Raw genomic sequence first — 14,747 nt, forward strand, 5'->3', positions numbered from 1 at the left:
CAACGAGGCCGTGGAGTTCAGTCGGGCAAAAAATGGATTGCGCATGTGTCCTTGTTGCCCGTGGGCGACGATTAACCCGACGTATGGTTATCGCCGTGTGTAGGCGCTGCTACTCCTCACCGGAAGCGGGCCCATAAGCGGTAGCGGAAAGCGGATGCTCAGACAGCTTTGAGTGCTGATGTGACAATGAGAAAAGCTGCTGGTGATCTTTGCGCAGGAGTGCTGCGACAGGGATATCATTGGCTGGGCAGCGAGCGCCGGAGGCTATGACAATGAGATGGTTCAGCGCATATAACGTCAGGAAATATAAGCCCGCACGATAAACCCTGCGGGCTTTTCCATTTCTTTCCCGAATTACCCGCGAATCACCGGCACCAGCTCAGGCTGGGCGGCAATCTCAATACGTTGCTCCACCTCGCCGCGCCATAGCCGGATAACTACCGTTTCCCGATCATTAATCACCTCCATCTGCGTCAGCGGCATATGCGCGCCCAAATCCCAGACGCAGACAAACTGCGCCTGCGGCGCATGGCTGCGCAGGATCAGATAGCTGATGTCGCGAACCGCCGGGTTGGCCGGCGCTTTGCCCTGAAACAGCGTCGCGTCGCCGTGCAGCCACAGCGCCAGGCCGTGATGCGCGGCGGAAAAGTTGCGCGGCTGGCTGCCCGTCAGCGGCGTGGCCGTGACGTTATGCATCGCCGTCAGAGGTCCGCTTTGCGCGAAGACGGCGGGTTCGCCGTCGGCGTCGAGCGCCTTGCCGTCCGGATGCAGGGTCCAGTCCAACTGGCGTTGGTGCGGGTTTTCCACGCTACTGATGTCGATAATCGCGTCGTCCAGCCACAGCAGTCGCCGGCGGAAGCGGATATCACGGTAGGCTTCGTCGTTCCATTCCATGCGGGCATGGCTGTCGGGGCAGGCGTCAGGCGCAGGCCACTCCACCTGTGTGTCCAGCCAGCAAAAATCATCCCCCTGCCGCCAGTGCAGTACCCGGGGAATCGCGGGCGGCTGGTTTTGCTGATCTACGCACAGCGTGTTGTGGGTGGCGCTGTTTTTATAGTAGGCGTAGTGCATTTTGGCGCCGTACCCGGTGGTGCCGAGATCGGGCAGGATGGCCTTTCCCTGATGGTACAGGATCAGGCTCAGGCGGTCGTAATGGTCATGTTCGCCGCCGAAAGGCGAGTGTTTGATCAGCAGCGCCCGGCCTTTTTGCGCATTACGCAGCAACGTCAGGCCGCTGCCGGGGGCGTGTACGTGTTCCTGTGGTTCGAGTGGGAGCGGCTGCGCTGGCAGTGTGTCGGCGCCGTACAGCAGCGCGTCGATATTGCGGCGCGGCGCGTCGCGGTAAATGTGCTGTAACGCCGCCGCATAGCGTTCATTGCCGTAAACCTGCCAGGCGAACTCATAGATATGGCTGTGCGTCAGGCGTTCCTGCCCGGCGATGCAGTCGTTGATGTTGGGAAAGGTGCCGTCGGGCAACAGCAGTTGCAGCGGAAAATCGAGCATCTTGCGGTAGCCGGGGTGCGCGAGCAGGCTCCATGGCGTGTCGCGCGCCAGTTTTTCGAACGATAAAAAGCCCTGTAAGGCGTAGAAATGGTAGTGAACGGAGCCTTCAAACCATAATCCTTCGGCAAACAACCCGTGCTCAAGCTGATAGCGCAGCCCGTATTTGCCGTCGAGCGCGAACGTCAGCAGCGCCGGATCTTCCAGAATCAGCCCGATAACCCCGATGGCGCTGCCGATTTTTACCTCATGGTTGTGCAACTGCGGCGCGCGGTGCGCCATCAGGAACTGCGCCCCGGCGCTCAGTAAGCGTGAGGCGATGTAATCACGTTCATCATCGCTGAGATCATCGGCGATAAAATCATAGCCGAGGGCGAAATCAAGCAGACAATTGGCTTCGCACAGCGTCTGGGCGTTCATTTTCCCCGGCCCGTTGCAGGGAATGCCGCCGTGTTCCTGATAGCCGGGGTAATGGGTTGCGTAGCGCATCAGCAGGTCAGTGACCTTCTCCAGATAGCGGGCTTCCCCGGTCAGTTGCCACAGCAGCCCCAGTTGATAACAGGCTTTGGCGTTCAGCCCGTTCATCTGGCGCCACCAGGCGCCGTCATACGGTTCGCCGCGAAACACATGCCCGTCGACCGGGCAGCGGTGCGCGCGGGGCGAGGCGCGATCCCAGTGCAGGCGCACGCCGTGTTCCGGGCAGAAATAGTAAAGATTCCACGTGGCGATGCCGGTTTCCGGCACGTTAGACGGCATGTTCAGCACCACGTCGTTGTCCTGCGCCAGAAAGGTTACGATTTCCGGCTGCCGGGCAACGCGCTGCCGGATAACGTCGAGTTGCGCTGGGGTAAACTGCTTCATGACGATTTTGCCCTCGTTCGGCGGTTATTGCTGTTTCAGCGGGTAGATCAGAACGGAAACGGAGTCCGGGTAGCGGGAGATCAGGTACTCCGCTTTCTGGCGGAATTCGCCGTCGTCCGGCCAGGCATGAGCGGCGGCGAGCATGTTGATCAGCGCTTTCTTTTCATCGACGGTTTTGCCGTCCAGATCGGGATAGGGCCACGCCGCATCGGAATGGATGTATTGCGCCACGTAGCGGTAACCTTTTTGCAGGCTGTGCTCGTCCAGCGTGAAGTTCCAGACATCGACGCCGGCCAGTTCACCGAGGCGGCCCAGCTGGTTGTAGGCTTCCAGGTGGAAATTGCTGTAGTGCCAGGGTCGGGTGCGTTCCAGCTCCGCGGTTTGCCTGCCTTCACGGTCGAAATGCGCGGCGATGCGCCGCAGCTGGGTGATTTGCAGGCGCTTTTTCGCTTCTTCCTTTTGCCCGCTGAACAGGGCGAACGCGGCGGCCTGCAGGTCGAAATAGGTGCCGTGGTTGTTATGCCAGTTATCTTCTTCAAAACCGTTCTGGCTGGTGGTCATCCAGCGGTAAAAATCGCCGAACCATGCGCGGATTTGCTGATATTCCGCTTCGCTGAGAACATCGGCGGGGCGCAGAAGCTCGACGGCGTCAATCGCCCGCACCAGCGCCCGGCTGTCGATCAGGCCGATTCCGCGCCCGTCGTTGATGCCGGGGATCGCCTGCGCATATTGCAGGTTCGGGTTCATGCGCGTTTGCTCTGCGATGAACCAGGCCAGCAGTTGTTCGCGCGCTTTTTCCGCGTAGGCTGGTTTTTGCGTCAGCTGCCAGGCCAGCGCCAGATACCAGACATCGTCGCTCATACTGACCAGGCGTTTTTTGTCCGTGGCGTCGCTGTTGGCGTCCGGGTTGGTTTGCCCGTCTTTGCGGATGTAGGGCAAGCCGTCCTTTTTCTCCGGGTCCGGCCACCAGTAAGGCGGGAAGCTGTAATAATCGTGTTTGTCGCCGCTGGCGGCAACCAGGGTTTTATCCATCACGGAATAGGGCGGACGGGTCAGCGCTTTATCGGCGGCGGCGATCAGGCGCTGATAGGCCTGGAGGAAAACCGGGTCCTTCTGCGCGATTTTTTGTTTGCTGTAGCCGAGATCGTCCAGGCGCACGATAAGAGGATGGGCCTCTGCCGCACAGGCGGAATAGCCGGCGATAAGCGGGAAAACGAACGCGCAGGACAATAACAGCGGTTTAATCGGGGGCATAAGCTCTCCATCACGGATAAACGTGTTTATTCAATAATAAGTCTGGCGCTGGCGTTAATTATAAATATACGGGGCGCGATAATATTATTGTTAAGTTTATTAACAAGGGTGAAATAATGTTTCAATCGGTCGCTGGGGAGTTTGTAAGAACGATTAAGTTTTTTTTGTGATGCGATTCAAAAATAATTCCTAATTATTAAAATGAGGTTTTTTATGTGTGCTGACTCACGAAAATGAAGTGGTTTTAGGAATTTCTTTAAATTAAGTCATTAAATGAACGATTTTTAATTCATTGAAAAATATGAATATTAATTTGACTGGGTTTTTTGTTGGCAATTTCGGTGTGATGCAAAGCAAATTTATTGATTCTGAAACGCTATTTCTGTTTTGGAAGCTTGTTTTTACGTCAGCCATTGGATTAAATGATTTCACCAGCCAGATAATAAAAGAAAATGGCTATTCGTCCTGCTGCGTTAATAAAACTCCAACCAAAGGATGCAAATTATAATGTCTGGAATAAAAATAAACTCTTTATTGCTGTTAACCACGCTGGGGCTGAGTGCCGGTGTGACGTATGCAGCGGAAACGCTTGATGTATGGATCCGGGCCAGTAACGACTCTAAAAACATTTATAACCGGGAAGCGGAAACGTTTGAGAAAAAGACCGGGATTAAGATCAATTACTTCAACGCCACCACCGACTTCGAGCAGCGCCTGGCGCGGGCCGCAGCGGGTAATGCGTTGCCGGACCTGATTTTCAACGATGCGGTTTCCATCGGCCAGTTCGTGCAGTTGGGCATCGTTGAGGAGATTGACCCGGCAGCGATAAAGGGCGGCGGCGATCTGTATCCGACCGCCTGGGAAAGCGCGCGTTATACCGACGGTAAATATTACGGCGTTCCCACTTCGGCCCAGACGTTCGCGCTGTTTGTGCGTAAGGACTGGCGGGAAAAGTTGGGTATGCCGGCGCCGGAAAGCTGGGACGACGTAGCGAAGCTGGCGAAAGCGTTCACCACGCAGGACCCGGACGGCAACGGTAAAGACGATACCTACGGCTTCCTGCTGCCCGGCTCAACCACGCGCGGCTATGCCAGCTGGTTTATCGCGCCGTTCCTGTGGCAGGCCGGCGGGGACTTTATCCGCCCGTCCGGCGAGGGGAAATACAAGGCGTCGCTGGATGAACCGGCGGCGGCGCAAACGCTGAACTTCATGCGCGGCATGCTGTGCGACAAAGTGGTGCAGCCGGGTGCGATCAACGCCACGACGGCGGACGTGATCCCCTCCTTCCGCGCCGGGCAGAGCGGGATGTTCTTTACCGGCCCGTATCACATTGCGCTGTTCGACAAAGATCCCGGCAAAGATAAGTTTGAAGTCGTTGCCCTGAAAGGGCCGCAAAGCGCCGCGACGCTGGCCGAAGGGACGACGGTCTTTATGATGAAGGGCAGTAAGAAGAAAGAGGCGGCGCGTCAGTTTATTGAATTCATGATTTCGGCCGAAGGGCAGGAGATCGGCATGGGCAAGGGCAGCAAAAACATGCCGGTGGTGCGGCTGGCGGTGAACAAAAACATCGACACCAAAGCCGTGTACAACGATGAACGCTGGGCCACCTTCGCCAATCTGTATACCGGGCATGGCCGCTACGTTCCCCAGGTGCCGAACTGGACGCCCATACGGCAGGTGACGGCAGACGGCTTTAACCGCATTCTGGCCGACTGCCAGTCCGACATTGCCGCGGAACTGAAGTCCCTGAATGAAAAAGTCAACGCTGAACACGCCAAACAACAGGTTCTGGCGCAGTAACGTCCCGCACTGATGCGCCGCCGTCGCGGCGCAGTTTTCCACCTCCGGCGCGTCGCCACGCGGACGCGCTACTGTTTGCGAGCGATGAGAATGATGTTAACCCCCCGTCAGAAGCGGCACCTGGTGCCATGGCTGTTCCTTGCGCCGGCGCTGATTATTTTCACCTGGTTTAAGTTCATCCCGATGTTGCAGGGGCTGGTGATGAGCTTCTACAAGGTGAACTTCAACCAGGACGATGAATGGGTCGGCCTGAGTAACTTTTCCCGTGCGTTTGCCGACGACGCCCTGCATTCCGCGGTATTCAACACGTTTTTATATGTAGTGGTGACGATGGTTGTGGCGGCGCTGATCGCCTTCTTTCTGGCGATGCTGCTGGAAGGCCCGGCCCGCCATCTGCGTTTTATCCGTACGGCGATCTTTTTACCGGCGGTCACCAGCGCGGCCATCGTGGCGGAAATGTGGCGTATTTTGTTCAACCCCACCAGTAACGGCGTGGTCAACCACGTGCTGAGCTGGTTCGGCGCCGATGAGCAGGGTTTCCTGGCGAGCACCGATCAGGCGCTGTGGGTCATTATGCTGCTGCACATCTGGAAGGCGGTACCGTACAACATGGTGATTTTTATCGCCGGTCTGGCCGGTATCAGCCGCGATTTGTACGACGCCGCCAACGTGGACGGTGCCAACTGGTGGAACCGGCTGCGTTACGTCACGCTGCCCGGCATGATCCCGGCGCTCTCGGTAGTGCTGATGCTGTCGTTCATCCGCGGTTTCCGCGTGTTCGCCGAAGTGTACGCCACCACCGGCGGCGGCCCGTCCAACGCCACGGAGATGATCATGACGCATATCTACAAGCTGGGCTTCGAGCAGTTTGATTACGGCTACGCATCAGCGGTTTCTTTCCTGCTGTTCGCGTTCACCGTGGTGCTGACGGTGTGCCACCTCACGCTGAAAAAGCGTCTCGTTAAATACTGATGCCGGGAGCCGGACATGAAAAATAAACACTGGAATACCGCAGGCCGCTGGATCATCTATGCGTTGCTGCTGGTGGTATTCGTCGGCCCGTTCTGGGGCATCGTCGCCACCGCGTTCAGCGGCGCGCCGGTAAAACCCGGCGAACTGCTGGCTTGGCCGCATGAATTTTCCTGGGACAACTTTATCTTCGCCTGGCAGGACATCGGCGTGTGGCAGTACCTGCTTAACTCCGTCATCGTGGTGTTCTTCGGCACCATTTTGCAGGTTTCCGTCAGCGCGCTGGCGGCCTATGCGCTGGCGCGTAAAAAATTCGTCGGCGTGTCGCTGGTCAGCCTGGTGATTCTGTCGACGATGATGCTGCCGGAAGAGGTCATCGCCATTCCGCTGTACATGATCATTAACTGGCGGCTGCCATTAATTGATGCCTCGCTGTACAACAGCTACCTCGGCATGATTTTGCCGCTGGTCGGCTGGGCGTTTTCCATTTTCGTGCTCAGCGAATTTATGGCGGCCATTCCCAAAGAGCTGGAAGAGGCTGCGCGCATTGATGGCGCCAATGAGTGGCAGGTGTTTTTCCACGTCATCCTGCCGCTGGTCAAGCCTGCGCTGGGCACCGTGGTGACGTTCGGTTTCATCATGATCTGGGATCAGTACCTGTTGCCGATGATCGTGGTGAATCAGGACAACCTGAATACCATCCCCGTCATTCTCGGTACGTTGCGCACCGACGAAAGCATTACGCCGAACATTTTTATCGCCATCACGCTGCTGGCGATGCTGCCGAGCATCATCGTGTATCTGGGTCTGCAAAAACACTTCAACCGCGGGATTATGTCCGGCGCCGTTAAGGGATAAGAGGAATACGAAATGGGTTCTGTTGTACTGAAGAATGTCTGTAAATCCTGGGGCGATGTCCACGTTATTCGCGACGTTTCGCTGGAAATTCCCGACGGTGAGTTTTGCGTGCTGGTCGGGCCGAGCGGCTGCGGTAAATCGACCCTGCTGCGGATGATCGCCGGGCTGGAGGAGGTGACGTCCGGCCAGGTGGCGATCAACGCCCGCGATGTGACCGAGGTGGAGCCGAAGCTGCGCGATATTGCGATGGTGTTTCAGAGTTATGCGCTCTATCCGCAGATGACCGTGCGCGAAAATATGGGCTTTGCCCTGAAAATGGCCCGTTTGCCGAAGGCGGAAATCAGCGCCAAGGTGGAAAGCGCCGCGCAGTTGTTGGGGCTGGAGGCGCTGCTGGAGCGTTTGCCGAAGGATCTGTCCGGCGGGCAGCGCCAGCGCGTGGCGATGGGACGGGCTATTGTGCGTAATCCGCAGGTGTTTCTGTTCGATGAACCGCTGTCGAACCTGGACGCCAAGCTGCGTACCCAGGTGCGCGGCGAAATCCGCGAGCTGCACCGTCGCCTGAAAACCACGTCGGTGTACGTGACCCATGATCAGATTGAAGCGATGACCATGGGGCAGATGATCGTGGTTCTGCGCGAAGGGCGCATTGAGCAGGTCGGTACGCCGCTGGAGCTGTACGATCGCCCGGCTAACTTGTTCGTGGCTGGTTTCATCGGTTCGCCGGAGATCAACCAACTGAAGGGCGAGATCCGGCTTGGGCAGGGCGCGCCACAGCTGCAACTGGCGGACGGTTCGCTGTTGGGGCTGCCGGCGGGGCTTGAGGTCAGCGCGGGCCAGCACGTGGTGTACGCCATTCGCCCTGAGCAGGTTACCGTGGTTGACGACGACCGGCAGGGCGCCGCGCTGAAGGCGACGGTGACGGCGATTGAAAACACGGGATCGGACATGCAGTTATTCTGTGAAACCGGCGGCGGGGCGTTTACCTCGGTATTCAAGCAACGGCTGGAGGTGCGTGAAGGGGAAACCGTCTGGCTGCTGCCGAAACTCAGCGGCATCCACGTATTTGATGCGGCAAGCGGTGAACGCATCGCGTGCGGCGGATAGCGGGGAGGCGGAGATGAAGTTGTATACGCTGGACCCTGCCGAGCTTGAGCGGGCGAAACGGAGTCTGCAAAACGCGTCGTCGCCGCTGCGTCCGGCGCTGGAGCGTTTGGTCAGCGACGCGAATGCGTTGCTGAATCTCGCGCCGGAGAGCGTGGTGCACAAAAAGCTGCGCCCGGTCAGCGGCGATCCCCATGATTATTACAGCCTGGGGACGTACTGGTGGCCCAATCCGCGCCGCCCGAAAGGGCTGCCCTATATCCGGCGCGACGGGCACACCAATCCGCAGAGCCAGAATAATGATACGGACACCGCGCGCATCGTGCGCATGTGCGAACGCTGCCTGACGCTGGGGCTGGCCTGGTACTTCACCGGGCAGCATAAGTACGCCCGTGCGGCGGCGGCGCAGATCCGCTGCTGGTTTCTGGATGCGGATACCCTGATGAACCCGCATCTGAACTACGGTCAGGCGATCCCCGGCATTGTTTCCGGGCGCGGAACCGGCCTTATCGATACGCGCCTGATGTGGATGGTGATCGACACGGTAGGGCTGATTGGCGCTACCGGCGTGCTGGAAACCGACGATATTATCGTGCTGCATCAGTGGTTCCGGGATTTTAACCACTGGATGTACTTCAGTGACGTCGGGCATTCGGAGTATGTGTGGCACAACAACCATGGCACCTGGTACGACGCCCAGCGCACCGTGAACGCGTTGTTTTACGGCGATAAAGGGCTGGCGGAGCGGATTATCCGCCAGGGCATTACTCAGCGCATGGCGGCGCAGATTGATCAGGAAGGCAAGCAGACGATGGAGCTGGAGCGCCCGGTGCCTTTTCATTATTCGCTGTTCAACCTGGAGGCGCATCTGCTGCTGAACCGTTACGCGGAGCACGTAGAGTTCGATCGTTGGAACGCAGTGCAGGACGGGCGCAGCGTCAAGCTGGGGATTGACTACCTGGTGCCGTTTATCGCCGAGCCGGAGCTGTGGCCGTACCGGGATTTACAGGGCATCGTGTGGGACAGCGCGTTGCGTTTGCTGTTGCAGTCGGCGCGCGGTTATCCCAAAGACGCGGTGCGCTACCGGCTGGTGCTGGAGCGTTTTCCGCAGGAAACGCGCAGCCTGCGGGAATGGCTGATGTGGTGCATGGGGTAATTGTACGGGGCAGAGCGGCCAGGATGTGATCTGGATCAAAACTCTCTTGCCCCGCCATTGGAAAGGCGCCGCTTTCTCGCCACAATTACCGCAATATTTGTATGAATGTCAGGAAGTTATTGTGTGTATTTGTGATATCAGCGTTGAAGATACCTATGTGCGCCTGCCGCTGTCGACGTCGGCGGCGTGGGTGTTGGATCGCCAGGCTGAGCGCAGCCTGGGTTGGCGGCGTTTTCTGAAGCCCAAGCGTCAGCAGCATTCGCGCTGGCGGCTGGAGCCGGTGCGCGATCGTTATGAGGTTAGGTTTGCGCCGAACCGGGCGCCGGAGCTGTGGCTGTTTAGTGCGGATAATTTGGGGAAGAAGCGGTTGTAGCCAGGGGAGAGGGGGTGTAGATACGCCGGATACGCATGCTTCCTCCGAGCATTCAGTTTCTGAGTAACCCGGAAGTGTCCCCTCCCTGCCATCTGAAGTCTTTCAGCTATAGCTCCTTTCGGTAACAGACCGAGCTATTTTAGGAATTTGTTATAGACATAGAAATCCGTGTCCCGCACATATCCGTTCTTCTCATAAAGGGATTGTGCTTTGACGTTGTCGGTTGCCGTGCTTAGCATGATAAATGCGGAGTCTGTCTCTTTTGCTAATTGCTCCGCTCTTTCAAGCAGCTTCTGAGCGACGCCCTCTTTTCTGGCTTCAGGGAGGACAAAGAGATCGTACAGCAGCCAAATTCGTTTCATTTCCAGAGAGCAGAACAGAGGGTAGAGCTGTGTGAAGCCGACGGGCGTACCGTTAAGTTCGACGTAAAAAATAACGGATTCGCCCAGCGTGACCCGCTCCCTGAGGAATTTTTCTGCGTTATCCGCCTGCTTTTCAACGTTGTAAAACTCCCTGTAACCGAGATAAAGCGGAAGAATTTTCGTGATATCCTGCGGTTGTGCCTTGAATAATTTCATTTTTTTCACCAGTGATGGATGATCGTTCTTTTATGATAGTCTGTGTTATTGCTACCGGTAAGTTATTTTTAGTGAGGTTTATTTGTAGCAGTGTTGCGGGATTTCTTGAGCTTTAGCAGGCCAGTTACTCAGTCATTTTTAAAAAAACAGGGAAAAGCATGTGGTCTAAGATATCAAAAGAATTATGGCTTAAATATTGTGACGGTTATTCCTTTACGGACTGTGCACTACGTAATGAGAAAATGATTTATTTGCTCGCAGAGGAAGATGGAATAACAGAAGAGCAAAATACAAAAATGCGAATGTTATTGTTGGCTCAGAGGAATGGGAAAATAGAATATGGCGAAGTGACTTTTAATGAGTCATTCTTGGCTGTGATAGAAAGTACCGATGTACCTGAGCAGCAAGGTTTGGTTTTTCAGGTGATTGGGGGTTCGGTTGTTCCAACAGGTGGTTCAAAAAGAATTTGGCCAGTTGAAAAAATTAATAAAGATGACATAAGCGTTATCCGTAAATCAAAAAAAATTGATGGCTATGCATGGGCTGTAGGGCGTCGAAGAGGCGTGTTTAAAAGAATAAATACCGATGATTGGATATCAATTGATAATGGCCTGAAAGAAAGCAGTGCTTCACCCAAGGCGCGGGATATCGGTTTTTTAGGGATTGATGGATTTAATAGTAAAGATATATATGCTGTAGGTGGCAAAGGTGATATTTGGCATTATGATGGTGATTTGTGGACGCAATGTGGATTTCCAACTAATGATAAACTGACGGCGGTCTGTTGCGCTAAGGATGATTTTGTATATGTAGCGGCGAATCGTAAACTTTGGAAGGGTCGCTTAAACCAGTGGGAGTCAGTACATGATTTAGATCTGGCAGAAAATATTGATGATTTATGCTGGTTTGATAATAAATTATGGGGATGTGGTCAGTATGATTTTTTCTGTTGGGATGGGATTAGTTTAGATACATCAATTAGCATCCAGGGCAGTCCAGCCTCACTGATGGGAAGTATGGCGTGCAGTGAACATTTTATGCTGGTTGCTTGCCATAAAAGTGCATGGATTTATGATGGTCAACAATGGGTTAATATTGTGCCTGAAAGTATGTAACTCCGATTACAAGTGATATTCTCTACGTGCGTGGAGGTGTTTCTCAGACCGCTTGACAAGATGCGCAATGTGCAGTGTCTTCTCCACGTACATAGAGGTGTTTCCAGCATGCCGCTAACCTATCAACGTACTAACCACCCCCCATCCACGGCCAGCGTATACCCATTCACATAATCAGACGCCGCTGAAGCCAAAAATACCACCGGCCCCATCATGTCTGAAGGTAATCCCCAGCGCCCGGCGGGAATGCGATCCAGTATTTCCTGGCTGCGATCTTCATCAGTGCGCAATTGTTGGGTGTTATTGGTCGACATATAACCGGGCGCCAGCGCGTTGACATTAATGCCGTACTTCGCCCATTCATTCGCCAACAGGCGCGTAACGCCCATCACGGCGCTTTTGGATGCGGTGTAAGAGGGAACGCGCACGCCGCCCTGGTAAGAGAGCATGGAGGCGACATTAATGATTTTCCCGCCTGCGCCCCGGGCGATAAAGTGGCGCGCCACGGCCTGAGAGAGAAAGAACACCGTCTTGATGTTCAGATCCATCACCTCATCCCAGTCCTTTTCGGTAAACGCCAACGCATCCTGCCGGCGGATAATCCCGGCGTTGTTGACCAAAATATCAACGTGGCCGAATTCTGCCACGGCGCGTTCCACCACATCGTCAATTACGCCAGTGTCGCCCAGATCGGCATGCAGGCTGAAAAAACGGCGTCCCAGCGCACTGACCTGTTCGATGGTTTCGGCCGGTTCACGGCGGTTAACCCCGATAATGTCGCAGCCCGCCTGCGCCAGCCCGATAGCCATACCCTGACCCAGCCCGGTATTGCAGCCGGTGACGATGGCGACTTTGCCCTTCAGGGAATATGCGTCAAGAATCATATTGCTTACCTTACTGTACGACCAGGCCCGCCGCGGCGGGCCGTGATAATGCGGGAAACGTTAACGCAGGTCTTGCGCGGCCACGTGGTCCATGTCGTCGAATACCTGATTTTCGCCGACCATGCCCCAAATGAAGGTATAGCGGCGGGTGCCGACGCCGGAGTGGATCGACCAGCTCGGCGAGATGACCGCCTGTTCGTTGCGAACCACGATATGACGGGTTTCCTGCGGTTGCCCCATCATGTGGAACACGCAGGTGTCTTCATCCATATCGAAGTAGAAATAGACCTCCATGCGCCGCTCATGGGTGTGGCAGGGCATGGTGTTCCACAGGTTGCCTTCTTCCAGGCGGGTGAGACCCATGGAAAGCTGGCAGGTTTGCAGCACATCGGGAACCATATATTTGTTGATGGTGCGGCGGTTGCTGGTGGCCGGATCGCCCAGCGTCTGCGGCGATGCGTCCGCCGGGGTGATTTTTTTCGTCGGGTAGGTGGTATGCGCCGGGGCGCAGTTGTAGTAGAAGCGGGCGGGTTTGTCGGCGCTGACGCTGGCGAATACTATGTCGCGCGCGCCTTTGCCCACGTACAGCGCCTCTTCCGTGCCGATTTCGTAGCACTGGCCGTCAACGGTGATGGTTCCGGCGCCGCCGATGTTGATGACGCCCAGCTCGCGGCGCTCGAGGAAGTAGCTGACGCCAAGCTGTTTTCCGACTTCCGTACCGATGGTGACGGTCTGCGCCAGCGGCATTACGCCGCCGACGATAATGCGGTCAATGTGGCTGTAGACCATGGTGTATTGGTCGGCTTCGAAAATCTTTTCGATCAGAAATTCGCGGCGCAGTTGCGTGGTATCCAGCTGTTTGGCATGTTCGCTATGTATGCTCTGACGGACGTCCATCGTTCACCTCATCTGTTATTAACGCCATGTTTCAGGCAGTGTCCGGTATGCGCCGCGCCTGGGTCGTCTGAGGCCATTCAGCGGCTGTGTGAGCAGGATAAGACTGTTCGGCACACAATTCAATATAAAATAAAACGCTGTTTTGATTTTGTGATTTTGACCGATGCTTGCCGAGCAGTCTGCCTGACCGGCGGTGGGGGATGACGCAGAGAGAATAGCGGAAATAAATAGAACGAGATCGCCGGAAATTATTTTCGCTATAGACGTTGAAATTTGAAAAGGGATATAATCGGGAGGTCACAATACCCGGTGCAATCCGTTTTTTTTCTTCTTCAGGGCCAAAGCTCCATATTTTCTTCATAATTGGCCAATAACTGATGTTCTTGCTTTCATATATTTACTTCTGCGCGTAACTACTTTAATAAAAACGCTTTAGAATTATTTCCATCAACCGCAAACGGGTTGCCCAGATAACTGTCTGGTTCACGACGAAATGAAACCACTTGAGGATTTATAATATGCGTAAATTAACGGCTTTAGTGTTGGCTTCTTCCCTGACGATGGGCATGTCGGCGGCTTACGCGGCAGATACCGCAACCACCACTACGGCACCGGCGGCGCAGAGCGACACGCAGCAGACCATGCCGATGCAGCATCACATGAAGCGCGGTATGCACCACAACGGCAAGATGAAAGGCGGCCCGCACGGCGGCATGTTCGCCGGGCTGAACCTGACCGAGCAGCAGAGAGAGCAGATGCGTGCCATCAGCAATGATTTCCGCAACAGCCACCATCAGATGCCGGGAATGGGGATGGGCCATATGCAGGAAATGCATAAGTTCGTTGCTTCCGACACCTTTGATGAAGCCGCTGCCCGTGCGCAAATTGAGTCTACCAATAAAGCACGCAACGATATGATGCTCGATCGCATGAAAATGGAGAACAAGATGTATAACGTCCTGACTCCGGAGCAGAAAAAACAGTTTGCCCAGAATTATGAGCAGCGCATGAAGCAATGGCAGGATCGCGCTAACAATGCCGGCAAAGCACCGGCTCCGGCCACTAACTGATAGTCGTGAATAAATAATGCCAAACGGCGGGATTAATTCCCGCCGTTTTGTTTTTCCTGCTACGTACAAAATCAGAATATTATGAGCGCCTGACCGCCGTTATTTTTTGCTCCGGCGATGGCGTGAAGAGTTTCGTTATTTTCTCTCCGGCTGTTTCCATTGGCTGCATAACCAGGAAATATCCTATCAAGATATTACTGCTCTCCGTATCACCCGGACAGATAATTCGCCGGGTTTATTGTCACGCGCCAGACCCTTTTTGATATGTCTCACCTATGATTGTTATCAAAACGTTGCCGTATGTTTGTGTTATCTTTAATAGTAAACATAG

At 55.2% G+C, this 14,747-nt stretch carries 13 protein-coding genes; 8 read left to right on the forward strand and 5 right to left on the reverse strand.

The features are described 5' to 3' along the window. Nucleotides 1-354: 354 nt before the first annotated feature. Both C8D90_RS01765 and C8D90_RS01770 read right to left on the reverse strand, forming a co-directional pair. Entirely contained in the window at nt 355-2,361 is a 2,007-nt protein-coding gene (locus tag C8D90_RS01765) for a heparinase II/III domain-containing protein (RefSeq protein ID WP_115456696.1), read from the reverse strand. A 24-nt stretch (nt 2,362-2,385) separates the two neighbouring features. Continuing rightward, nucleotides 2,386-3,615 carry an alginate lyase family protein gene (locus tag C8D90_RS01770; protein WP_115456697.1) on the reverse strand — a complete coding sequence of 410 codons (1,230 nt, stop codon included), beginning with the start codon at nt 3,613-3,615 and terminating at the stop codon, nt 2,386-2,388. Between the two features lie 507 nt (nt 3,616-4,122). Here C8D90_RS01770 and C8D90_RS01775 point away from each other — a divergent pair. The 6 genes from C8D90_RS01775 (at nt 4,123) to C8D90_RS01800 (ending at nt 9,872) form a co-directional block, all read left to right on the forward strand. Next, complete coding sequence (locus tag C8D90_RS01775; RefSeq protein ID WP_115456698.1) at nt 4,123-5,415, forward strand: ABC transporter substrate-binding protein; 1,293 nt, start codon at nt 4,123-4,125, stop codon at nt 5,413-5,415. Between the two features lie 90 nt (nt 5,416-5,505). After that, a complete protein-coding gene (locus C8D90_RS01780; RefSeq protein ID WP_115457226.1) occupies nt 5,506-6,387 on the forward strand; it encodes a carbohydrate ABC transporter permease in 882 nt (293 codons plus the stop codon). Between the two features lie 15 nt (nt 6,388-6,402). Beyond that, complete coding sequence (locus C8D90_RS01785) at nt 6,403-7,242, forward strand: carbohydrate ABC transporter permease (RefSeq protein WP_115456699.1); 840 nt, start codon at nt 6,403-6,405, stop codon at nt 7,240-7,242. A 12-nt stretch (nt 7,243-7,254) separates the two neighbouring features. Next, a complete protein-coding gene (locus C8D90_RS01790) occupies nt 7,255-8,346 on the forward strand; it encodes an ABC transporter ATP-binding protein (RefSeq protein ID WP_115456700.1) in 1,092 nt (363 codons plus the stop codon). A 13-nt stretch (nt 8,347-8,359) separates the two neighbouring features. Next, nucleotides 8,360-9,499 carry an alginate lyase family protein gene (locus C8D90_RS01795; protein ID WP_115457227.1) on the forward strand — a complete coding sequence of 380 codons (1,140 nt, stop codon included), beginning with the start codon at nt 8,360-8,362 and terminating at the stop codon, nt 9,497-9,499. A gap of 121 nt (nt 9,500-9,620) precedes the next feature. Then, complete coding sequence (locus C8D90_RS01800) at nt 9,621-9,872, forward strand: hypothetical protein (protein ID WP_115456701.1); 252 nt, start codon at nt 9,621-9,623, stop codon at nt 9,870-9,872. Between the two features lie 134 nt (nt 9,873-10,006). Here the strand turns inward: C8D90_RS01800 and C8D90_RS01805 are convergent, their stop codons facing one another. Continuing rightward, nucleotides 10,007-10,450, reverse strand: coding sequence for a GNAT family N-acetyltransferase (locus C8D90_RS01805; protein ID WP_115456702.1), 444 nt, complete (start codon nt 10,448-10,450; stop codon nt 10,007-10,009). Nucleotides 10,451-10,608: 158 nt separating this feature from the next. On the opposite strand from C8D90_RS01805, the gene C8D90_RS01810 reads away from it, so the two are divergent. Next, entirely contained in the window at nt 10,609-11,565 is a 957-nt protein-coding gene (locus C8D90_RS01810; RefSeq protein ID WP_115456703.1) for a hypothetical protein, read from the forward strand. Between the two features lie 122 nt (nt 11,566-11,687). On the opposite strand, the gene kduD is transcribed toward C8D90_RS01810, so the two are convergent. Continuing rightward, nucleotides 11,688-12,449 (reverse strand): 2-dehydro-3-deoxy-D-gluconate 5-dehydrogenase KduD, encoded by a 762-nt coding sequence (gene kduD / locus C8D90_RS01815; protein ID WP_115456704.1) that lies wholly within the window; start codon nt 12,447-12,449, stop codon nt 11,688-11,690. A gap of 60 nt (nt 12,450-12,509) precedes the next feature. After that, the gene (gene kduI / locus C8D90_RS01820) at nt 12,510-13,346 is read right to left on the reverse strand and encodes a 5-dehydro-4-deoxy-D-glucuronate isomerase (protein ID WP_115456705.1); all 837 of its coding nucleotides are present in this window, start codon (nt 13,344-13,346) and stop codon (nt 12,510-12,512) included. Nucleotides 13,347-13,864: 518 nt separating this feature from the next. Here kduI and C8D90_RS01825 point away from each other — a divergent pair. After that, complete coding sequence (locus C8D90_RS01825; protein ID WP_115456706.1) at nt 13,865-14,416, forward strand: Spy/CpxP family protein refolding chaperone; 552 nt, start codon at nt 13,865-13,867, stop codon at nt 14,414-14,416. Nucleotides 14,417-14,747: the final 331 nt, after the last annotated feature.

The organism is Enterobacillus tribolii (genome assembly GCF_003363015.1).
Lineage (GTDB): Bacteria > Pseudomonadota > Gammaproteobacteria > Enterobacterales > Enterobacteriaceae > Enterobacillus > Enterobacillus tribolii.